General features: G+C 37.3%; 25 protein-coding genes and 6 tRNA genes. 14 read left to right on the forward strand and 17 right to left on the reverse strand.

The window, feature by feature from the left end; translation table 11 throughout:
- The first annotated feature begins 86 nt into the window (after positions 1–86).
- Positions 87–485 (forward strand): hypothetical protein, encoded by a 399-nt coding sequence (locus tag QM409_RS03385; protein ID WP_261016429.1) that lies wholly within the window; start codon positions 87–89, stop codon positions 483–485.
- 564 nt (positions 486–1049) lie between these two features.
- Here QM409_RS03385 and QM409_RS03390 read toward each other — a convergent pair.
- Positions 1050–2867, reverse strand: a complete 1818-nt coding sequence (locus QM409_RS03390) for an acyltransferase family protein (RefSeq protein WP_414305609.1) — start codon at positions 2865–2867, stop codon at positions 1050–1052.
- 100 nt (positions 2868–2967) lie between these two features.
- The gene (tgt, locus tag QM409_RS03395; protein ID WP_020903627.1) at positions 2968–4110 is read right to left on the reverse strand and encodes a tRNA guanosine(34) transglycosylase Tgt; all 1143 of its coding nucleotides are present in this window, start codon (positions 4108–4110) and stop codon (positions 2968–2970) included.
- A 116-nt stretch (positions 4111–4226) separates the two neighbouring features.
- Between tgt and QM409_RS03400 the strand changes: the two genes are divergently transcribed.
- Positions 4227–5084: a DUF975 family protein gene (locus tag QM409_RS03400; RefSeq protein WP_020903679.1), complete on the forward strand. Its 858-nt coding sequence runs from the start codon at positions 4227–4229 to the stop codon at positions 5082–5084.
- A gap of 25 nt (positions 5085–5109) precedes the next feature.
- On the opposite strand, the gene pcp is transcribed toward QM409_RS03400, so the two are convergent.
- The 9 genes from pcp to QM409_RS03445 form a co-directional block, all read right to left on the reverse strand.
- Entirely contained in the window at positions 5110–5754 is a 645-nt protein-coding gene (pcp, locus tag QM409_RS03405; RefSeq protein ID WP_045610982.1) for a pyroglutamyl-peptidase I, read from the reverse strand.
- Between the two features lie 112 nt (positions 5755–5866).
- A complete protein-coding gene (locus tag QM409_RS03410; RefSeq protein ID WP_020903678.1) occupies positions 5867–6229 on the reverse strand; it encodes a DUF1304 domain-containing protein in 363 nt (120 codons plus the stop codon).
- 10 nt (positions 6230–6239) lie between these two features.
- The gene (locus tag QM409_RS03415) at positions 6240–6665 is read right to left on the reverse strand and encodes a MarR family winged helix-turn-helix transcriptional regulator (protein ID WP_414305608.1); all 426 of its coding nucleotides are present in this window, start codon (positions 6663–6665) and stop codon (positions 6240–6242) included.
- 198 nt (positions 6666–6863) lie between these two features.
- Positions 6864–8069, reverse strand: a complete 1206-nt coding sequence (locus tag QM409_RS03420; protein ID WP_261266241.1) for a LysM peptidoglycan-binding domain-containing protein — start codon at positions 8067–8069, stop codon at positions 6864–6866.
- 162 nt (positions 8070–8231) lie between these two features.
- Positions 8232–8855, reverse strand: a complete 624-nt coding sequence (locus QM409_RS03425) for an HAD family hydrolase (protein WP_414305607.1) — start codon at positions 8853–8855, stop codon at positions 8232–8234.
- A 3-nt stretch (positions 8856–8858) separates the two neighbouring features.
- The gene (locus QM409_RS03430; RefSeq protein ID WP_414305606.1) at positions 8859–10139 is read right to left on the reverse strand and encodes an MATE family efflux transporter; all 1281 of its coding nucleotides are present in this window, start codon (positions 10137–10139) and stop codon (positions 8859–8861) included.
- A gap of 60 nt (positions 10140–10199) precedes the next feature.
- Complete coding sequence (gene thrC / locus QM409_RS03435) at positions 10200–11684, reverse strand: threonine synthase (protein ID WP_290115832.1); 1485 nt, start codon at positions 11682–11684, stop codon at positions 10200–10202.
- Positions 11685–11759: 75 nt separating this feature from the next.
- Positions 11760–13037 (reverse strand): gamma-glutamylcysteine synthetase, encoded by a 1278-nt coding sequence (locus QM409_RS03440; protein ID WP_414305605.1) that lies wholly within the window; start codon positions 13035–13037, stop codon positions 11760–11762.
- Positions 13038–13318: 281 nt separating this feature from the next.
- Positions 13319–13498, reverse strand: a complete 180-nt coding sequence (locus tag QM409_RS03445) for a hypothetical protein (protein ID WP_054387488.1) — start codon at positions 13496–13498, stop codon at positions 13319–13321.
- A 319-nt stretch (positions 13499–13817) separates the two neighbouring features.
- Between QM409_RS03445 and QM409_RS03450 the strand changes: the two genes are divergently transcribed.
- The 12 genes from QM409_RS03450 (at position 13818) to QM409_RS03505 (ending at position 21898) form a co-directional block, all read left to right on the forward strand.
- On the forward strand, positions 13818–14591 hold the full coding sequence (locus QM409_RS03450) for an endonuclease/exonuclease/phosphatase family protein (protein ID WP_101776965.1): 774 nt from the start codon (positions 13818–13820) through the stop codon (positions 14589–14591).
- Positions 14592–14620: 29 nt separating this feature from the next.
- Positions 14621–14839: a hypothetical protein gene (locus tag QM409_RS03455; RefSeq protein WP_001282606.1), complete on the forward strand. Its 219-nt coding sequence runs from the start codon at positions 14621–14623 to the stop codon at positions 14837–14839.
- A 5-nt stretch (positions 14840–14844) separates the two neighbouring features.
- Positions 14845–16164: an FtsK/SpoIIIE domain-containing protein gene (locus QM409_RS03460; RefSeq protein ID WP_414305604.1), complete on the forward strand. Its 1320-nt coding sequence runs from the start codon at positions 14845–14847 to the stop codon at positions 16162–16164.
- Positions 16165–16253: 89 nt separating this feature from the next.
- Positions 16254–16568 carry a hypothetical protein gene (locus tag QM409_RS03465; protein WP_000772799.1) on the forward strand — a complete coding sequence of 105 codons (315 nt, stop codon included), beginning with the start codon at positions 16254–16256 and terminating at the stop codon, positions 16566–16568.
- 33 nt (positions 16569–16601) lie between these two features.
- Positions 16602–16991, forward strand: coding sequence for a hypothetical protein (locus QM409_RS03470; protein WP_001192942.1), 390 nt, complete (start codon positions 16602–16604; stop codon positions 16989–16991).
- 166 nt (positions 16992–17157) lie between these two features.
- Entirely contained in the window at positions 17158–17925 is a 768-nt protein-coding gene (locus tag QM409_RS03475; RefSeq protein WP_000854386.1) for a metallophosphoesterase family protein, read from the forward strand.
- A 182-nt stretch (positions 17926–18107) separates the two neighbouring features.
- The gene (locus QM409_RS03480) at positions 18108–18890 is read left to right on the forward strand and encodes a rolling circle replication-associated protein (protein ID WP_262081426.1); all 783 of its coding nucleotides are present in this window, start codon (positions 18108–18110) and stop codon (positions 18888–18890) included.
- A 13-nt stretch (positions 18891–18903) separates the two neighbouring features.
- Positions 18904–19107 carry a DUF3173 domain-containing protein gene (locus QM409_RS03485; RefSeq protein WP_000562210.1) on the forward strand — a complete coding sequence of 68 codons (204 nt, stop codon included), beginning with the start codon at positions 18904–18906 and terminating at the stop codon, positions 19105–19107.
- A 3-nt stretch (positions 19108–19110) separates the two neighbouring features.
- Positions 19111–20244, forward strand: a complete 1134-nt coding sequence (locus tag QM409_RS03490) for a tyrosine-type recombinase/integrase (RefSeq protein ID WP_262081427.1) — start codon at positions 19111–19113, stop codon at positions 20242–20244.
- A gap of 40 nt (positions 20245–20284) precedes the next feature.
- Positions 20285–20722, forward strand: coding sequence for an HD domain-containing protein (locus QM409_RS03495; protein ID WP_000381519.1), 438 nt, complete (start codon positions 20285–20287; stop codon positions 20720–20722).
- Positions 20723–20937: 215 nt separating this feature from the next.
- Positions 20938–21174: a type II toxin-antitoxin system RelB family antitoxin gene (gene relB / locus QM409_RS03500; protein WP_001067147.1), complete on the forward strand. Its 237-nt coding sequence runs from the start codon at positions 20938–20940 to the stop codon at positions 21172–21174.
- Positions 21167–21898, forward strand: coding sequence for a metallophosphoesterase (locus QM409_RS03505; RefSeq protein ID WP_414305603.1), 732 nt, complete (start codon positions 21167–21169; stop codon positions 21896–21898). Before relB ends, QM409_RS03505 begins: the two co-directional genes overlap by 8 nt.
- A 110-nt stretch (positions 21899–22008) precedes the next feature.
- Here the strand turns inward: QM409_RS03505 and QM409_RS03510 are convergent.
- From QM409_RS03510 to QM409_RS03535, 6 genes are all read right to left on the reverse strand, one after another.
- Positions 22009–22092 (reverse strand) — tRNA-Leu (locus tag QM409_RS03510).
- A 9-nt stretch (positions 22093–22101) separates the two neighbouring features.
- Positions 22102–22173 (reverse strand) — tRNA-Gln (locus QM409_RS03515).
- Positions 22174–22186: 13 nt separating this feature from the next.
- Positions 22187–22259, reverse strand: a tRNA-His gene (locus QM409_RS03520).
- A gap of 14 nt (positions 22260–22273) precedes the next feature.
- A tRNA-Trp gene (locus QM409_RS03525) sits at positions 22274–22344 on the reverse strand.
- A gap of 4 nt (positions 22345–22348) precedes the next feature.
- Positions 22349–22429: transfer RNA gene (locus QM409_RS03530), tRNA-Tyr, on the reverse strand.
- Positions 22430–22441: 12 nt separating this feature from the next.
- Positions 22442–22514: transfer RNA gene (locus tag QM409_RS03535), tRNA-Phe, on the reverse strand.
- Between the last annotated feature and the right edge of the window lie 51 nt (positions 22515–22565).

Raw genomic sequence — 22565 nt, forward strand, 5'->3', positions numbered from 1 at the left:
AAAATAAAAAAGGAGGTTTTTTCGTATTGAAAGATACGATTTTGAAAGATGCTACAAATACTTATGGATTTTATTAAGGAGAAAGTATGGGTTTAATTTTTATAATTGCAATTATTGGCGGAATTTTATGGTTTAATAGAAAATCTGCAATTGATAAATACACTAAAAAACAAGAATTAGCGATGAAAATTCTTGAAAAATCGAAAAGAATTCGCTTAGAAGTGATGGCTGATATTAACGAGCTGGGTGGACGAATGGCTTCGGCAGACCGTGAACAATACATCAGTCTGACTCAAGAAAGAGAATCGCTTCAAGGAACTTTAGAGACAGTGGAAGCAAGTATTCAAGTTATGGAGTCAATTTTGCAGTGGAGAGTTGATTCTTCAGGTGGAAGACTGGAAATCGATAAGGAACTTTTGAACCTACAACGGTATTCTGGACTTACATTAGAAGAATTAGCGCAAGATTGTGGCATTGTGCTATAAAAGATTCAAATAGAAAGAGGTTTTATTATGGGAAACCCTAATGAATGGTATTGTGCTTGTGAACGTGCTTTAAGTGGTAATAAATGTGATTTTTGTAAAGAAGCTATTTATCATAATCTTTCTTACCATAGATGTGAGTATGGAACTTGTCAAAAGAAATTCGGTTGGTGATAAATATGATTAAACTAATTCGAAAACTCATTTCAGCAACTATTGAATGTCCTATTTGTGGACGAGAAACAAGCAACCGACCAGAACGGTGTAGCCATTGCGGTAATAAACTATAGGAGCATAAATATGACTGAAAAATGCACAAAATGCCACGAGGTTCTTTGGTTCTACGCGGCAGACGACGCCCGTGGCAAAGTTATAAAGGTTTGCAAAAATCCTAATTGCACAATGTATAATTTTCAAATCTCCTTTAGTGAACGATAGTTGAATATATGAAAAAGACGGCTTATTTGAACCGTCTTTTAATTAGCTTATAAGATGCATGAACTCAGATTATTTTAGAGTGCTGAGTGTCAGCCAGTCTTTCTCCAACTCTTCTCTTTTTAATACAAGTTATTTTGATTTGACCGGCTTGTCTTGAGCTGTTTGCAAGGCTGCAGCAATGGTATCTGCATACAATTTAGCTCCTGCTTCAATTTTACTATTATCACTTCCAAAATGGACTTGGTCTGTCCCAGTCCAAATTTCTGGATGTTCCTTAGCAGCTTGATTCCAATCTGCTATCGTGATGTAAGGAGTCTTCTCTGCTAATTCTCTCATATAGGCAGCCGCCTTCTCAACGATTCCATAGGTCTCTTTTGTCTTATCTCCTTCATAAGGAGTCACCAAAACCATATGGTGGCCCTTAGGAAGATTTTTCACGATACTATCCCAATCTTCCTTGTAATTTTCAGGATTATTTACCCCAGTTGCAATAACCACCATCTTTGGTAGAAATTTATTCTGGCTATTGTTGAGCATGATTTCATTGGCGGTCTTGGTTGTTCTGCTGACCTGCGCATTAATCTGTGCTCCAGGAAGGGCTGTCTGCAAAGCTGTATTAGCTCTTAGTGCTACCGAATCACCAATTAACATAGTGCCATCAGCAATTCCCAAACTATCAGCTTCTGCTCGTTCTGCCATCAACTTGGTCTGGCCAATATTTGTTTCAGCTTGCTTCAAACCATTGACAGTCAAATCTGTCTCAAAAGCTCCCACTTGTGGTGCCATCAAAGTCACTAAGAAGACAATAAATGCCAAGATTCCTGTACTTGCTGCAAGGATTGTGTGAATATGAGGCAGGGGACGGAGGGTTTGTATAATAGGTGTGTCCTTTCCTGCAATCCAAGGTTCCAATACATAGAATGAAAGACTGGCGAATCCATAAGAAAAAATCAAAGTTAATAACACAGCAAGAAGATTTGATGTCAACTGTGAGAAAATAATGTAGAAAGGCCAATGGAAAAGATAAACCGCATAGCTAGTATCCGCTAAAAAGCTGATAATCTTTGGCTCCTGCACGTTAGGAGTCTTTTCATGTAAGACACGCGCCGCCAGAATCATAGCAATGGCTGCAAGACTGGCAAGCAAGAAGCCCATAAGATAGGCAAAGAGATAGGTAAATTTGACAAAGAAGGTCAAAATGAGTAAGAAGCCAAAACCTCCTCCAAAAACTAAAAGGGTCTTGCGTAAATCCCAGATTTTATCCAATTGCTTAACTAGGGAAGTCGTCTGACGAACGCCTACGATAGTTGCTAACACACTTCCCAAAAAGAATGGATAGACATGAGTTAAACTGGAGAAGTAAACAGAGGAATAAGAAGTTACTAGAAAACTACCAATAAACATAGAGAAGAAGCTGATCAAGAAGGCAGCAGCAGACAAGAGAAAGACCATCCCCTTCAACTGACCATTTGATTTAGCCTGTTTGGATAAGAACCAAACTGCCAATCCCCAAAGAATATAGTAGTGAACCTCAACGGCCAAGCTCCAATTATGAACAAACAAATGTGGAATGAACTGAGATTCATAACTCCCACCTGTTAGGAGCTCATAGAAGTTGGTCATGAAGCCTAAAACACCCGCAATCTGACCCCCAATTCCAGCCACATAATCTTGGCGAACTAGAAAGGTAAAGGGCATGGTCACCAAGACCATCAAAACCACAGGTGGCACGATACGATAAAAGCGTCTCCTAAAAAATCCAACCAAATCAATTTCATGACTTTTAGAAAATTCTTCGATAAGTAGAGCTGTAATCAGGAAACCTGAAAATGTAAAAAAGACATCTACCCCGAAAAATCCTCCAGGAAAGATCGTCTGAAAGAAATGATACAAGAGTACCAAAAGTAAACCTGTAATCCTAATCAAGGAAAACCATTTAATACGCATACGAGTTTATTCTCCCTTTCATTATACACTTTATTCTATCAAAAAAAGAAGAAAAATCCCAAGAGAAAACTTAGGATTTTTAGCTTATATCTATTCCAGTTTAAAAATTACGGCCTGATTTATTATAGCCATATTTTTCAATAAAATACTCACGGAATTCCAAGAGATTGTCATCCATGATGGCTTGTCGCACTTGCTTCATCAGGTTAAGCAAGAAGTAAAGATTGTGGTAGCTAGTCAAGCGGATACCAAAGGTTTCATCAGCCTTGAGCAGGTGACGAAGATAAGCGCGTGTATAGTTCTTACATGTGTAGCAATCACACTCAGGATCCAGTGGCGTAAAGTCCTCAGCAAACTGAGCATTTTTTACAACCAAACGACCTTGACTGGTCATACAAGTCCCATTACGAGCGATACGAGTCGGCAAGACACAATCAAACATATCCACCCCACGAATCACCCCATCAATCAAGCTATCTGGCGCTCCCACACCCATCAGATAACGAGGTTTATTTTCAGGAAGCAGTTGGGTTGTGAAGTCCAAGACAGCATTCATCTCTTCGTGGGTTTCTCCCACTGCCAAACCACCGATAGAGTAGCCTGGGAAGTCCATGCTGACAAGGTCATGAGCCGATTGTCGACGAAGGTCTTCAAATCCAGCCCCCTGCACAATCCCAAATAACCCTTGGTCATGCGGACGACGGTGAGCCTTCAAACCACGCTCAGCCCAACGACTGGTACGCTCGATTGATTTCTTAACGTAGTCGTATGGTTGATAAAACTGGGGACATTCGTCAAAGGACATCATGATATCTGAACCCAGATTGTTCTGAATAGAGATGGCTTTTTCTGGGGACAAGAACATCTTAGAACCATTGAGATGGTTTTTAAAAGTTACCCCTTCTTCTGTGATATTGCGACTATCTGCTAAGGAATAAACCTGAAAACCACCACTATCTGTCAAAATAGGCTGGTCCCAATTCATGAACTTATGGAGACCGCCTGCGCGTGCAATGAGTTCATCTCCAGGACGAAGCCAGAGATGATAGGTGTTTGACAGGATAATTCCCGACCCCATTTCCTTCAATTCTTCAGGCGACTGAGTTTTGACAGTGGCTTGTGTCCCAACTGGCATAAACATAGGTGTTGGGAAGGTACCATGGGGTGTGATGATTTCTCCCAGACGAGCTCCCGTGTGTTTTTCTTTCTTAATCAAACGATATTTGATTGGTGAATCTGACATTTTTTACCTCCGAAGCTGGGAAAGACAGTCCCAGTTCATACTTTGTGCCCAAGGGCATACTGTATGATTTTATCAAAAAAAGTAGGAACTGTCACGAACTATGGTATAATGAGAGAATGAAATACCGAAAAATTGATTTAAAAACTGTTCGTCTGCAAGCTAGACAATTTCAGGCTGAAAATCCCCGCCTCTTTCTCGTCTATCTCTTACCTAGCATGCTGGTCATCTTGTCTGGCTTCCTCAATCCCTTAGAGCGCATCAACGAGAGTGTTTTAGAACAACCCTTTTTAAGCGTGTTTGGTCATGTATTCCAAGCCTACCTTTTTCCTCTATTAGTCTCCTTTATCGGAACAATACTTCTAACCAGTTCAGTCTATACAACACTGAAACTCATCAAGAATCCTGATACAGAACTATCCGTCAAAAATAGTCTCACTCTATTTAAAGAAGAGCACTTTTCACAAACCTTTTTGACTCTTCTCCTCAAACGTTTCTATCTCTTCTTATGGAGTATTCCTAGTTTGCTTGGAATTTACTTTCTTTTTTACAGTAGCTTTCTAGCAAAGAAATTCGTAGTTCTTCATCCTGAGTTTCCCAATCTGGATCTCACGTCAATTGAAACTGAGCGTTTCCTCATGACCTTTGGTCTTTACTTTCTAGCAAGTATCCTCTTGATGATTGTCGGAAATAGTCTCTATATCCCACAATACTATGCCTATTCGCAGGTAGAATTTCTCCTCTGTGATACCCTAGACTTAGGACAAGCTAAACCAGGACAAATCCTAAAAACCAGCCGTTTCCTGATGAAAGGCTACAAATTTCAGCGCTTTATTCTAGACCTACAACTCCTTCCTTGGTACTTCCTCAATTGGATTACTTTTGGAATTGCTAGTTTCTCACTCCTACCCTACATTCAAATCAATAAAATAATTTTCTACCGGGCAGTACTGGCTCGAAAACGTCCAAAAGCTTGAAGGTTTCCCCTCAAGCTTTTTTCTATCAATGAGTTTCTCCGCCTACCAACTTGAGATCCTGATCTCCATGTTCTATAATAGCCCCGATTGCCGCTTCTATCCCTCGCCTAATATCCACTAAACTCATAGCTGGAGTAGTCGGTCGATTCACCACCTGTTCCATCATATAAGGAATATGCATAAAACCTGCCTTAACATGTGGAAATTTTTTTTCTACCAAATAGAGGGCCTGATACATCAAATGATTGCAGACAAAAGTACCTGCCGTATTGGAAACAGAGGCCGGCAATCCCTCTTTTTTTATAGCTTGAACCATCGCTTTAATCGGCAAACTACTAAAGTAGGCCGGAGCACCATCTGGGCGAATGGGAAGGTCAATCGGTTGATTACCTTCGTTATCCGGGATGCGTGCATCGTCTTGATTAATGGCCACTCGTTCAGGCGTCAAACTAGATCTTCCACCTGCTTGGCCAATACAAAGGACAAAGTCAGGTTGATAACGGTTTATCTCTTCTTCCAATACTTGGGCCGATTTGTGAAAGACTGTCGGCACTTCTAGCCAACGGACCTCAGCGCCATGGATTTCAGCTGGTAAACCTTTAACGGCCTCCAAGGCTGGATTTACCTTCTCCCCTCCAAAGGGCTCAAAACCTGTCACTAATACTTTCATTTCTAACTCCTCAAAACCAATTTAATGAAACTATTTTCTTAAAAACAAGTATAACATATTTCCCTTATTCTGGATTGAAAAGGATTAGCGAGATTAGAATCGACCTTCAAATTTATTTAAAAAGGAAAATGCTAATCAAGGCTAAAATAGCTGGTCCACCTTGCTTCAAAATAATTTTCTTATCTGCTGTAAGAGAGCCATAAGCCGCAGCCCCAATCACAAATAAGACAAAAATAGTCACAATTTCTAAATTCTGTGAGAAATAAATCCCATACAAGAGAAAGACTCCTAGTAGAGCATTATAAATCCCTTGATTTTTAAACAATGACCTTACAGACGGACGAGCCAGTTCTTCCTTTTCCATGTTAAAGACACGACTGGTTGCATCTGATTGCGTTGCAATACTTTCCAAATAAAAAATGTAAAAATGCTCCAAAGCAACAATCGTTGCTAAAATGATTGTAATAATTGACATCTATTTCTCCTTAAATTTCTATATTCTCAATCCACAAAACCAATTTATTTAATAAACGGTTGAGTTCTGTTTTTTCAGATTCTGTTAAGATACTTTCCATCTCTTCCTTAACCTTGATATGCTTCAGAGGGGGATTCACCACTAACTGCTCCTTGGCATACTTCGTAGCCTCTACCAACACTTCCCGCTGATTTTCAGAATTGCGATGACGCTCGACCAAACCTTCCTTTTCTAAAATCTTAAAATGCCGGGTTAAAGCAGCTTGATCAATTTTCAAACGCTCCTGAACTGCTATTTGATTACAAGGGGAATGCTTCAGCAAAAATAATAAAATCTGATACCGTGTCAAACTAATCCCAAGCTTTTTTTCAAACAATTGCGTGCTCGCTTGCTCAGACAAGCGGAGTTGATAAAGTAAATCTTGAATCTCTATCATTTTTTCTTTCCTTTTATTGATTTATCAATAATTGACTAATCAATTATAATACAAAGTAAAATAGATTGCAAGAATGTTGCTTAAGGCATTGTAAGATTGTAATTTTCCATTCAAATTGACAAAGAAAAAACGAACGAGACTCGCTTCCTATCATGAAAGCTAGTTCTCATTCGTAAAAATTATGTGACAGAGTCTGGTTTATCCATTCATTGAAACGTGAACGTGGTCATAGTGGTTTTCTGTCACGCTACCACGGTCTGGCATTGGGTTCCAAGTATTAGCTGGTCCATATTTGCTATCGAATGGAGCATAGAAACGTTGTTTCCAAATAATGTAACTAATTCCACGACTAGCCATATTTTTGATTGCATATTCCGCAATCTTATCCCCTAATTCTGAGCTTTCTGGTACCATAAAGTCGATAGCCAAACCTTTTCCGTGATCTCCACTGTCTCCTGGACGGTAACCACTAAAGGATGTGATGCCAAACAAGTTAGCAATTTCTTCTTTAAAGGCAGCTGTTTGTGGTTGAAGGCCTGCATTTTCAGATTTCGCTACCGCAAGTCCAGCATAATCGGGCGCTGCTGGAGCCGCGTAAGTTGTTGAAACTGTTTTCGCCTCTTTTGGTTGATAAGTAGAAACTGCTGCTGTAGCTTCACTTGATGATGCTACTTCTTTTGCTTCTTCTGAACTTGTTGTAGTTGTTTCAGGTGCTTTTTCTTCAACTGGTGTTGCAGTTGCTTCCACTGCTGATTCAGCTTGAATGCTTGCTTGTGTTTCCTGCTTCTCAGCTGGACTCGTTGCCTGAGGAGCTGCTTCTGCAACTGCATTGCTTGTCTCGGCTGTTTGCTCCTCTGAAGCAGAAGTTCCTGTAGATGGCGCGACTTCTTCTGCAGTAGCAACTGTCTCTGCAACTTCTGAATTTGTTGCTACTTCTTTTGTACTTGTAGTTTCTACCGCTTTTGGCGCTTCTGCAATCGGTTGAGAAAGGTCTGCAACCTGAACAGTTTGATCATCTACGGTCACTTGATTGGTTGTCAAATCTGCTGTCGCAGTTGTCACCTCTTCACTAGAAGCCGCTTGAGGTGTTTGGATTTCAACTTCTGTTACTTCTTCTGCTTCATTGACGGTCGTTGTCAAAACAGTTTCTGGGAAAATCAAGTCCATATTAGTGATTTTATTCAAATTCGCAAGAACTGTGACATCTACACCCAAGGCTTCTGCAATGGTACTTAAAGTATCACCATACTGTACTGTATAACTTGTTTTGTTGTCCGTTTTAGTCAAATCATTTTGGATTTGCTCAACACTACGTGCAGTCCAAAGAACTTCTTCTGCTTGAGTTGCCAATACTGGGGCAAATGACAGGGCTACTGTTGATGCTAATAATATTCTTTTCTTCATTCTTTCAAATTCCTTTCAAATGAGTACCTGTCTATCATAACACAAAAAATGCAGAAAAAAAGCCCTCTCGGGCCTATTTAACAGAACTGTCTATTCCTTGTAACAAACTTGGTTACTTGAAATAGTTTGTTAGGTCTCTGTCACAAAACTGACACAATCTTTTTATTGCTCAGCCTCAAAAATACGGGAAATATCTGCTAACGCTTGAATCCTGTGATTACCTTCATAAGTCGACTCTAAAAAGTTGAGGCTTTGAATCCCACTATTCTGGGCAAATTCCACATCCAGAGTCCGATCCCCTATATAATAAGTATTGTCAGGATTCAACTGATGCTTGTCTATCAGATAGGTAGCCGCTTCTGAACTAGGTTTACGCGCAAAGCCACTCTGACTGGTTAAAATCTCTGTAAAATAAGATTCCAAACCCAAGTCTCTGAGAATGGTAAGAGCATTGTCTCCCTTATGAGTGTAAACAAATTGCTGAATTCCTGATTCCTCTGCCCAAGCTAGCACATCACACGCACCTGGCATCAAAACTACCTGAGCATTCTTCTCAGCCAAACTCTGTGCACGCATCTGATTTAGCATTTCCACATCCAGCTTTCTCTCTTCTGCCACCTGCACAAGTAAATCCTGCACAGAAAACTTGAGAATAAACTCCCTCACCTGCTCCTTATCATAAGGAATAGAAAACTGAGCAAAAGTTTCCTCAATCCCTGATAAAATCGCTTCATAAGAGTCCAATAAAGTCCCGTCTAAATCCCAAATAAAAGCTGTTTTTTGCATTTCCTATCCTTTCAAGCTCATATAGCGCTGGTAACGGTAACGTAGAAATAACCAACGAAAACCATTATCCAAAAGGGTTCCGGCCCAAATACCGGGCAAACCCCAACCAAGCACAATCCCCATCAAATATCCTGTTCCAATGCGGATACACCACATTCCTATACTTGTCGCATAAAAGGGAAGCCGAGCATTGCCCAAACCCTGCCAGACTGCTGTATAGATGACTGTTCCTATCGTCATAGGAGTACCAAGTAGTGAAAAAAGTGTCACTAGAACACTAGCCTCCACCGCTAGAGGATCTGTCGTATAGAGATGAGTTAATGGTACACCCAAGGCATAGATACTAAAGGTCAAAGGCAACATGAGAAGCAGAGAAAGCCAAAAGGTTTGCTTGCTCAAATTAGCTACTTTTTTCCAATTATCCTCCCCAACTGCTCGAGCCACCAGCATGACCGTTGCCGTAGCGACGCCAAAGGCAGGCATATAGTTAAACTGGGTCAAGACTTCTCCGACTGCATTTCCAGCCACTGCCTCTGTCCCGAAATACACAACCAAGGCAATGATTACTACATCTCCAGCCCGCATCATAAGCCGCTCTCCAGCTGCTGGCAAAGCTAAGGTCAATAGTTCCTTATCTAAACCAAAAGTCGGTTTCTCAAAAGGCAACTTTAATTGCGACCATAAAATCACAAGACCTACCAAACGAGACAGAATTGTCCCCCAAGCAACACCAGCTATCCCCATATCCAGAACAAAAATAGCTAGACTTGAAAAAAGAATATTCAAGGCATTGGATAAAAAACTAACATAGAGGGGCAAACGTGGATTATGCGTTGCACGAATCAAAGCTCCCAGACTAGTCATTAAACCTAAGAGAACAATCGATCCGCCCACCAAGGATAGGTAGAGTCCACCACTCTCAGCTACATCTCTCTCCGTCCCCAAAAGTCCTATTATCTCTTTCCCAGAGATGATAGACAAAGATCCTAAAAGGAAACTTAATAGTAAGGTAATCTTCAAGGCCTCAGTCACATGATAGGCTAGCTTAGATTGATCCTTCTGCCCCAAACTTTTTGAAATAACACTGGAAATAGCAGCTCCCAGAGCGATGAAAATCGCCTGGTAAATCGTGATAATATTGCCAGCTACTGATACACCCGAAATAGCTATCAAGCCCAAGTGGGCTACCAAGTAACTATCCACCATCCCCATGAGCATCTGCAAAAAGTTTTCACCCATAGCTGGCAATGCAATATTAAGAATATCTTTATTTTTCTTAAACAATCCTTCCTCCTGATGAAAAGAAACTCAGTTGGTTTCCCAACCGAGTTTACTCCCTCTGTCTTAAAGTCCTAGATAAGCCTCAACCGCTGCTTGCATGTCAGTAGCTGCCACTGTTGTCTTGTGACGAACAGGAGCTGTTTCAAGCCCATCAACTGCTGGCGGCACTGCCACTCCTGAAATATCATGTAATTGAGCCAAGGCTTCAAAGTCGCCAAGCCCTGATTTTCCAGTTACAGCTTCTACTGCAACCACTGGGAACTTGTATGGACTAGCTGTTGAAGCAATCACTGTCTTAGTCGCATCCCCAGTAGCAGCTTGGTATTTTTTATAAACTGCTGAGGCAACCGCCGTATGTGGATCCTCGATATAAGAATCTGACTCATAAACACGTTTGATTTCTGCTGCCGTTTCTTCCTCAGTCGCATATTCAGCCGCAAAGAGATCAAGAATCTCTGCATCAAAATCTGTCAACTCATATTGTCCTTGCGTGTTCAAGGCATTCATGAGTTCAGCTGTCTTAACCGCATCATTACCCAAAAGATGGAAAATCAAGCGCTCCAAGTTTGAAGATACCAAAATATCCATAGATGGACTAGTTGTGACCTTGAACTCACGCTTCTTGTCGTAAACACGTGTCTTGAAGAAGTCTGTCAAGACATTGTTGTCATTTGAAGCACAGATTAATTTGCCAACTGGTAAGCCGATTTGTTTGGCATAAAAGGCAGCCAAGATATTTCCAAAGTTTCCTGTTGGTACTGTGAAGTTGACCTTATCACCAGCCACAATCTCACCAGTCTTAACCAATTGAGCGTAGGCATAAACATAATAAACAATCTGTGGTACCAAACGACCAATATTCATAGAGTTTGCAGATGAAAATTGCAACTTGTTGGCCGCTAATCTTTCACGAAGAGCCACATCGTTAAACATATGCTTCACATTTGTTTGGGCATCATCAAAGTTACCATCAATAGCGATAACATGAGTATTGTCGCCAGTCTGAGTGGTCATTTGCAACTCTTGTACCTTGCTGACACCATCTTTTGGATAAAAGACGATAATCTCAGTACCAGGAACATCTGCAAATCCTGCCATAGCAGCTTTCCCAGTATCACCAGATGTCGCTGTCAAGATGACAATCTTATTCTCCAAATCATGTTTCTTAGCAGCTGTTGTCATAAAGTATGGCAAAATAGACAAGGCCATATCCTTAAAAGCAATTGTTGAACCATGGAAAAGTTCCAAGTTATATTGCCCGTCTAATTTCACTAATGGTGCGATAGCTGGAGTATCAAACTTGCTATCATAGGCATTGTTGATACAGTAGTCCAACTCTTCAGCTGTAAAGTCATCTAAAAATGCTGACAAAACAATCTTAGCAACTTCCTGATAAGAAGCATATTTCAATTTGTCAAAGTCTAAATCTACCTTTGGATAAGTAAGCGGTGTAAACAAACCACCGTCCGTCGCTAAACCTTGCAAAATAGCTTGGCTGGCAGTTACTGTATTGTTGGCATCACGCGTTGATTGATAAACTAATGTCATTACTCTCTATCCTTTATCTATAGTCTCATCCATTATATCATGATTTTTCAGAAAATTCTCCTTTTATAAGAGAAATTATAGGCTCAATTCTTCTCTCAAAGGCTGTAAATAGGTCATTTCTTGCTTATTTCTCATCTCTAGTCCTTCCTCAGCTAGCTGGAGTAAGTCTTTTGAAAACTCTATTATCGCAGTTTCTTCCTGTTCTGTAAGCTTTTTCTTAGAAAATTGTCGTCTTAAAAACTTGTAATTACGACCAAATTCTTTAAAGAAAGATGCTGCTTCTAAGTAAGCTTCTAACTTATCTAAATTAACCAACAATCCTAAGTGAAAAGCTGCTGAAGCGAAGGTTCTATCTAGAGGTTGAGTACACACACTACGAAACTCAACTGTTCCGCGAGTCGTTAAGTCTTGGTACTGATAACTACGATGAGTTTCAAAATCTTTCTCTTGAGGGGAAATAAGAACCTCATCCCCATTAAGAGAAAATGCTTGGATTTCAGGTGTAGCCAAATAGTCCCTAGCCTGAATCGGATAAAAATAATAGGTTTGTCCATCACGTTCCGCAGTAAAAATTGCAGAATGATCTAGATAATCAAAAAAATCATCCTCATCTTTAAATAGCCTAGCATTGACACCGACGTTCTCTGGATAGATACCATGCATCGAGTCTTCCCAGAAAATGTCCCTTGAAATTTTCGTATCCCAATCTGCTCCCGAAAACTCAGAGTTTGGAAATAAATAAGCCTTAGCCGCTTCAATTTGAGTAAAAGCATTAATCACCCGTAAGTAGTTAGACTTTGAAACATCCAACTGAACCTGACTCCCACAGATAAAAGCACCATATTCAGGGAAATGATGCAAGTCTGATTTAGTCACATTTCTACTCAAATTCAAATAGTCCATCAGCATGCGATACCGTGGGTAAGCCACAGGACAATTCTCATTTTTATCCCAGTTGGGATGAATACCACAGCCGATAATAGCATGATTTGATCCAGCTAACTTTTTCTGAATCACATCCATATAATTGTTAAAACGATTTTCGGCCTCTTGAATCGTTTCGGCCTTACCAAATGCAAACTCAATCGTTGTATAGGAAACTTCAAATAAAATAGCATCCTGACTTATCGGATCCACTAACTGGATAGGATTACCAAAATCATCTACCTTTTCTACAGTGAAATCCAGAGCGGAAAGGAAATAATGAAATAAATCTTTTATAACTTCAACATCTGTTGCATTCCCTTCCAAGTTTACAACAGGATATTCCAGTTCAACCCCAATAAACAATTCAGGATTTTCTTTAATATTTTTCAAATACCGATGTTTTAATAAATCGATAGAACGAGACATACTTCCCTACACTTTCATAATCTAAATAAAATTTGAATAACTATCATTATAGCAAAAATAATATAAAAAGGAACGAAGATTTACAACGTTCCTTAACTCTATACTATACCGGCGGCCGGGGTCGAACCGGCACGTCCTTGCGGACACTGGATTTTGAGTTTGGTGTTTAAGATTTTACATCTTTATAAATCAGCATAATCAACGTTATAAAAAACCATTTATATTGTTTGAAAAAACAAAATTTTGATTTTTAGTAACTTTTTAGGAATTCGCGTATTCACCTATTTTATTTCTTCATCAATTTCATAATATTCTTTTATGTACTCATAGTACTTATAAATTGCTTGATTTAGGATGTAAGCCTTAGTTACTCGACCTTCTTTCTCAGCAATAATTTTTTGGATTTCGTCTAATTCATCCGATGAGCGTTTTGTCATATAAAAAGCTATTTGTTTCTCCATTGATAACTCTCCTCCATTTATTTAATTTTATTTTAGCAAAAAAAATACCTATTTACTATCTTTTTTGCTTGCCAAATTATTTTTTTGTTGTATACTCTTTTTATAGAAAAATAACTAGTTGTCAGCTAGTTTAAAGAAAGGAGGTAACTAGTATGAACGGATTGGAACAGGAAGCTTTAGATTACTTCTATGAAGAATTGGAAAGCTATTATGATGATGAACAGGAACAAGGAGAAATCTTTGACGGCTTGAACGACTAGCAGGAGGAGTTCTCCTCCTCTTGCTGATTTACTAATAGAATAGAAAGGTTTATTTATATATGAAAAAAATGACAGCATCCACAATGAAAGTATCCACTTGGAACATCAATCAACGTTCAGGACAAGGAAAACAAATTCCTGAAATGATTGTACATGAATTAGCTAAACAAAATTCAGAAATCATCTGCTTGACAGAATATGTAAGAGCAGATAATCATAGTTTATTCTGTACTAAATTACAGGATATGGGATACAAAATTTTTGAAGATGTGCGTACTATTGATTTTGGAAATCAAATCCTTATTGCAATAAAGAATGATTTAGTTAATGATTGCCAAGTCATTACTATCGATAATGATGATAATAATCCAAACTTTTTACACGTTAGAGTGACAATTAAAGGACAAGAATTAAACATTATTGGAGTTCGTATCAAGGTCGGTGGAGAAAACATTTTTCAAGATTTCAAACATCGAAAATCGCAACTAGACAAACTAATCTCAAATTTACCCGCAATACATGAAAATACAATTGTTCTAGGTGACTTTAATAATGGCTATTTCAAACAGAATGACGATATTCATTCCTATCAGGGCAAAGCTAGGGAATTTTACTCTTATCCATTGCTTAAGTCTGAAATGAATAAAGCAGGCCTAACCGTACATACTCCCTCTGAGGAAACCTCTTGGAAATATTGTAAATTAGACCATATTTTTGCAAACATCCCTATATCAAATGAAAATTATTCTTGGGAATTCTTAAAAAATGCTGATTATAATAGCCGAGTCGGCTTTCCAGACCATGCTATTCTATCAGCCTCTATCTCTTTATAGTACTTATTTATTAGAGGAGGTAATGCAAAATGAGTGATAATTTAAAAGCATATATATTTCTTTTAGGATTTCTGATATTAGCTGGCATAGCAATTTTTATTCTTCCTCAAGGGCATTTCTTTTCAGTTTCTGCCCTTGTTCTTGGATGTATTCCATTATTTATTTCTATCTATTATTTCGCAAAAATCAAGCTCTTAGGGTTTTACGAACTTTTAAAAGAGCTTTTAGATAAAATAAAAGGTATCTAACTAATATGTTTAAATTAAGACAAAGTGCTGATTTAACCAAAACTTATATTATTACTAGTAGTAAATTGAAGACAGTACATTTTTCAATAATAGCACTAACTACCTGCATTATGTTTGGTATTATTGTCAATATAAGAGCTCCAACTTTTGTTCAAATTCTCTTCATATTTTTAGGTGGATTAATTATCTATAAAATTCATCTGAAAATAAAAATTTTTCGATATAACTTAGAGTATTACCTTATTATACGTGAGAGCTTACTTTATGTACTCCACACAAACAGACTATATACCACCTCTAAGGATAGCTCTGGCTATGAAAAAATCATTAGAAGTGCAATCTTAGAATATGAATTAGATAGACAAAAAGGTCATGTTATTATCAAAGCTCTTATAACGGGTGATGAATTTAGTACAAAAATTCAATCTCTAGATGATGTCCTTTGTGGCGTGCTTGGACTAGAGCTTGAGGAAAAGATTATTCGGCCCAGTTTTACAGAATATCATTTCTATTACATAAAGCCCGAAAGACTAGTTCTACAATCTCACAACCAAAGACAAGAGATAGATAGCCTTGATATAGATTTAGGATATGGTGTAAATTATAACCCAATCAAATGCCCACATATTTTAGTATCAGGAGGAACAGGGAGCGGAAAGTCTGTCTTCATATCTTTCCTGATTTTAGAACTTCTCAAACGGCAATCAACAGTCTATATTGCTGACCCTAAAAATAGTGATTTGGGCAGTTTATCGTACTATTTCGGAGAAGAGTATGTCGCTACAACTCCAAACAATATCTCTCGTATCGTTCGCCAAGTACTGGAACAGCTCCACGAACGTTACCAATATATGCGTGAAAATTTCCAATATGGGGCAAATTTTTCAGAGCACGGCTTTAAGCCGATATGGCTGATATTCGATGAAATGGGAGCATTTCAAGCTTCAGGAACGGATAAAAAATCAAAAGAAGTTATAGTTGAAGTTATGGACGGTATCAAGCAAATCATTCTACTTGGGCGACAAGCTGGGGTATTTATCCTAATTTCAGCTCAACAAATGAGAGCCGAAACCTTAAATACCGACCTTAGAGATAACCTAGGCTTGAGAATTGCTCTTGGTGCAAATTCTAGCGAGGGTTATCGAATGGTCTTTAGTTCTGCTACCCCTGATAAATTAAAGCCAATTAAGGTAAAAGGGGCTGGCTATCTTTACATGCAAGGCTCAGGAAAAGAAACGGCTCAATATTGGGAAAGTCCTTATCTTGATACAACACAATTCGATTTTATAAAAGAACTACAATTATATATAACAAAGTTAAAATAATTTCAATAGATATTTTTGCTTAAATTCAATAGATTTTCAGCAAAAATATCTGTTCCTCATCGCTCTGCGATGATAGAAAAGAGGTACACATGAAGTTGAATGATTTTTTAAAGCCAGAACTGCTTGGCAACAAATTTCTAGCAGTAAAAGGCTATACAGAAGTATTAGACAGAGAGACAAATAAGCCTACTGCTTTTCGCCTTAACGTGTCCATACAGGACGACAATACTGAATTTTTTTTAGAACTGATACAAGTAAAAGTAAATACACTAACACCTACTTTAACAGTTCAAGAAATGGCAAACAACAAAACCTGCCCTGTTATATTAAAAGATTTGAATGTTGGTCAGTATAACGGAAACCTTTGGTTCTCATGCTCTGATGTTTTACCTGTAACAAAATAGCTAAGATTAGATAATATATAAAGGAGTTTTACAATGCAAACTTTTAACTACGATGATTTTAAGAATGAAAAGGGGATTGTTTCATTTTCTGAAGCAGAACAAATCTATTCTAGTCTCCTTAATTCCTCCAATCAACTTGATAAAGAATTTCAAGAAGAATGGACAACATTTGTACTTCTATGCGTAGAGTATGCCTCTGCACGTGGTAAATGGCTCACACTCTCAAGAGAAGAGAAACTTGCCAATGATGAATCTAGAACTGTTACTCACAATAAAGTTATTTATCAACTAAAGATTTTAAAAGGTTTAGCAAGTGAACAGGGCAATGATGTTGCTTGGTTTGAACAATTTAACGATGACAGAAAACGTATTGGCGACTTTGCTTGCTATGTAGCTTATATCTATGCCTTAAATGCTCGATAGACAATTAGAGGATATTATAGCTATATATTACTCTATGTCTGATATTCATGGAAATTATTAAATAACATCTTAAGAATAATTAATTCTATTTATCTATCACCGAAACAATGTGCTATAACTTAATTCGATTCTTAGACTAATATCAAAAATAAAGAGGGGAATATATATGAAGACGTTATTAATTGGTGATTTACACTTAAAATCTCAACTGATTTTACCCATTGTTGACAAAATTATCCAAACACATAATATTAAGAGAATCATTTTTCTTGGTGATTACGTTGATTTACATGGTCAAACTAACAATATCCAACTTTATGCCAAAGACCTCACTTTTTTATACTCTTGGAAAATAGATAAAGAGCAAAACGGAATAGATGTAATTAATCTTATAGGTAATCATGATGCTTATTATTTACTGGGAGAACAAGCTCCTTTCTCAATTCAAAACCTAGAGGTCTTTTTCGCAGTTAAAGAATTGTTGCAGGATTTGAAATTACAAGTAGCTTATCAACTAGATAATTATTTAGTCAGTCACGCTGGTTTCAATCTGATATTTGACCCAAAAGAATGGCATTTTAACCTCTATACCAAAGAGCATGAAGAAGAATTAGATATTCTAGCTTATACAATAGGACCAATGCGTGGTGGGAAAGCTCTTGGGGGGTCTCCTTTATGGGCACATTTTAGAGAATTAGAACTGCTTCCCAACCAAGACTTTCCTAAACAAATTGTTGGGCATACCCCTAAAGAATCTATTGATATTTCTAAAAATGTTATTGGTATAGATACTTTTTCATTATATATTGACAAAGATAATAAATATCAATTTATTGGTAATGGAGATTTACTCGTTTATGACCAAGGACATTTTGAGGTCATTTCAACAGACTGGGCAACAGACAAAATATTAAAACAATTACCACGACTATAAATTTAATAGCTACTTCTAATCATGTGACTAAGCAAAACTGCCGACTAAGTCGGCAAGCTGGAAGCGTGTAGCGGAGCGGTGCTTAGTCACATGATAGAAGTAGGGAGGAGCTTTGCTCCTCCTAGTTTATTTATTATATAGACAATCTTTTGGCGAAAGCTATAACAAAGGTGCTTTTTTTTATGAGTAATTATAATAAAAAAATTATTCGCACCGCTTCCTATATTGAAATTTGGGAATATGAAAAGCCAATATTTTCAAAAGGAAAATCCATTTTAGATACTGATACTAAAAGCAAGGAAAAATCACAACGTAGAACATTTGATGAACTTACACCTGAAGAACAAGAACAACGTCTGGAGCGTATGAAAAAAACTCGCTTAGAAGCAAAGTGGAACTTATTAAGATTAGTTGATTGTAATTATAATGACAATACTTCATTTCTAACCCTGACCACTAAAGAAAATATTAGCGACAGAAACCACTTCAAAGACTTACTAAAAACTTTTATAAAACGCTTTAACTACCACATCTTTAATACCAAGAAAAGTAAATTAAAATATTTAACAGTATTAGAAAAGCAAAAACGTGGAGCATGGCATGCTCATATTCTGCTTTTCAGCGTTCCTTATGTACCACACCGTCAACTCTTGGAACTTTGGGGACATGGAGCAGTACGGATAAATAAAGTTGATGTAGACAGCAAAGAAAATCGCGGTCGATATGTCACAAAGTATTTTGAAAAAGGGATTGGACAAGAATTGTTGGAAAACTTCGGAAAGCAAGCCTATTTTTCATCACGCAACTTAAAAAAGCCTGATGAAGATAGATTTTATACTTATGAAGATTTTAATTATGATAGTTCAGTCGTACTATATGAAACGGAATACATTAGTAAAGTCTATAAAGACGGTCAGTATTTCGATAATCATGTAAAGTATAAGAAAATAAAACTAGATGAATAAAGGAGTAAGTTACATGATAGCAACTGTTACTAAGAATGACCTAGTTGCCCTTGGTTTCTCTGAGGGAACATCTAAACGTATTATCCGCCAAGGGAAAGAGCTACTGATAACACGAGGCTTTACAGTCTATCAGAATAAACGAATTGGTACTATACCTGCTACTATTGTAAGCGAATTACTCGGTTTTGATGTTCAAAACAGTACCCTCAAGGAGTAAAATATGGCAATTAGAAAAGGTAAAGACGGTAATTGGATAGTTGATATTAGCAACGGTTTTGACCCAATAACACTAAAGCAACGTAGAATTGTCAGAAAGGGCTATAAGACGAAAAAAAAAGCTATTGAGGCAGAACACTACTTACGAAGTGTAGAGTTAAAAGAACGCTTCTATGGGGCTAAAATAACTATCCCCATACTATATGAACTACTAAAGGAAGAAGATAGTATAAATCATCGAAAAGCAAGCTATATCAATACACAAGATAATAATTACAACAAACACATCAAAGATTATTTTTCTATGGTAGATAATGTCGGAAAACTAACCTATGAAGACATCTACCAATTTAGAGAACATCTTAGGCAAAAAGTAGCTAAAAATTCTGATAAACCGTTAAGCACAAATACTATCAACAAAATCATGATTTTACTCAAAAAAATTTTTGATGTTGGTTTGCGAAAAGGCTATTACTCCTCCAATCCAGCAAAATTGATAAAAAAGTTGCCAATTGAAAAAACAAAAATGCAATTTTGGACAGTCAAAGAATTTCAGAAGTTTTTGACACTATTTGAACCCGAAGAATATAATATCAAACTACTCTTTACTGTTCTATTCTTTACAGGATTAAGACTTGGGGAAGCTCTTGCCCTAACATGGCAAGACATCGACTTTTCAAGTAATACAATTCATATCACGAAATCTGTCTATGTTAATAAAGGAGTAACTCATATCAGCACAACAAAAACTAAAGCAGGAACAAGAAGAATTGTCATCAATAAAAAATTAAGCCAAGAATTACAAGATTGGGAAAAGCAACAAAAACATCTATTAGAGCAATTTACCAATAATAGCCTAACATTACAAGTGTTTCAAAATAGTCCTATCACAATTACAAAAAATGCAGTTGAAAAACAATATAAGAAAATACTTGAACGTGACAGCACACTAAAAAAGATACGCATACACGATTTTAGGCACTCACACGCTTCCCTGCTGATTAACCAAGGGGAAGATTATCTAGTTGTAAAAGAGCGACTAGGACATGCTTCTATAACAACCACGATTGATACCTACTCTCACTTGTACCCAAGTAAGCAAAAGGATTTAGCTGATAAACTAGATGAATTACTATAAAGTAATTGAGTTTTATAAATGGAAAGTTTATAATTAAATCATGGATACATCACAAGCAATAAAAGCACATGAAGTAGCTAAAAAAGCACACTTTGGACAAATTGATAGAGCAGGAATTGACTACATTAAACACCCTGAAACAGTAGCTAGTTTTGTCGCAACTGATGAAGAGAAAGCTGTCGCCTATCTACATGATGTAATTGAAGATACTTCACTAACCCTACTAGACCTAAAAAAGGAAGGTTTTTCAAAAAATATTATAGAAGCCGTCGATATACTCACAAAGAAAAAAGGACAAGATTATCAATCTTATCTCAATCTAGTAAAGAAAAATGAACTCGCTAGAGTTGTAAAGTTGGCGGATTTACGGCATAATTCAGATTTAACAAGACTACCATTAATTACTGAAAAAGACTTAGAGAGAAATAAGAAATACAGTTCTGCTATTAGATTTTTAAGAGCAAAGAAAAAAAGTTAGTAACTAAACTATAAAATTTTATAAAGAGAAAACAAAAGACAAGGCTTATAAACTTTGTCTTTATTACTATACTGGCGGTCGGTCTCGAACTGGCACATCCTTGCAGATACTACAATTTTATTAAAATAAATAACTATAAAAAGTGAAATTTTTTATTGAGAAACTTTTAGACTAGGAGTATAATGTATCTAAAATAACTATTAGGTGGCTGTTATATGAATAATGTTGTTACTACACAAATTTCTATTCAACTTAGTCAAGAGTTAAATTCTTTATTAAATGCTATTGTTGAAGAAAATAATACAACAAAGACTGACTTTATTAGACAAGCTGTTATAGAGAAAATTGAAGATATGTATGATATTAAGGTCGCTGATGAAGCTTATAAAAAATGGGTTGAATGTGGCAAAAAAACTATCTCACATGAAGAAATGATGAGACGCTATGGCTAAATTATACGCAATATCTGATATACATGGATACTTGGATGAATTCAGAGACGCTCTCAATAAAGTAAATTTAAACGATAAAGATAATCGCCTATTTTTACTAGGAGATTATCTTGATAATGGACTTCAATCTTTTCAAGTCATTTCCAAAATAATCGAACTTGAGGAGGTTTATCCTAATCAAATTATTACTCTTCTAGGGAATCATGAAGAATGGTTTTATGATTGGTTGATTTTAGATAAACCTACTGCTTCAGCATTTCCAGAAACAATAAAAAGCTTCTTCTCTCCAGAGGAATTGAACTATATTTTTAAATCGAATGCTAACAACTTTGAAACAGCTGTTAGAAATGAAATTAAAAATAATATCAAATTCAACCCATTTATAAACTGGTTTAAAAAACGATATAGGGATGAACGCTATTATGAAACTGAAACCCAAATTTTTGTCCATGCTGGCATTGATGAAGAAGCAGGAAAGCTTTGGAAAGAACTAACGAGTTCAGAGATATTTACAAACAAATTTCCTATTACCACTGGTAGATTTCATAAAGCTATTATTTCGGGCCATATTGCTTCTTGGGAAGTAGCTAAAGATAGAAGATACCTGGGTAAGATTTACTATGATAGTAAAAGTCATTACTTTATTGATGGAGATGTAACGAATAGCAAAACAATACCTGTTCTTTACTATGATACAATTACCCCAAAATATCACTTTCTATAACTTTTAATCATGTGCTTTTATATGAAATTAGTAATTATTAGTAACAATTCCAAGAAATTTCTTATGACATAACAAAAAGACAAGGTTTCTAACCCTTGTCTTTTCTACTATACCGGCGGCCGGGGTCGAACCGGCACGTCCTTGCGGACACTGGATTTTGAGTCCAGCGCGTCTGCCAATTCCGCCACGCCGGCAAATAGTAACTGGGGTAGCTGGATTCGAACCAACGCATGAGGGAGTCAAAGTCCCTTGCCTTACCGCTTGGCTATACCCCAATAATATAAAATAGGCGAGTGATGGGGATCGAACCCACGCATGCCAGAGCCACAATCTGGTGTGTTAACCACTTCACCACACCCGCCATAATTCTATTAACACGGGCAGTAGGAATTGAACCCACACTGAAGGTTTTGGAGACCTTAGTTCTACCTTTAAACTATGCCCGTAAAATGGAAGGGGAGGGATTCGAACCCCCGAACCCGAAGGAGCGGATTTACAGTCCGCCGCGTTTAGCCTCTTCGCTACCCTTCCAAAATATATAAATGGCGCGAGACGGAATCGAACCGCCGACACATGGAGCTTCAATCCATTGCTCTACCAACTGAGCTACCGAGCCTTATTGCGGGAGCAGGATTTGAACCTACGACCTTCGGGTTATGAGCCCGAC

It is taken from the genome of Streptococcus mitis (assembly GCF_047465045.1).
Lineage (GTDB): Bacteria > Bacillota > Bacilli > Lactobacillales > Streptococcaceae > Streptococcus > Streptococcus mitis_DT.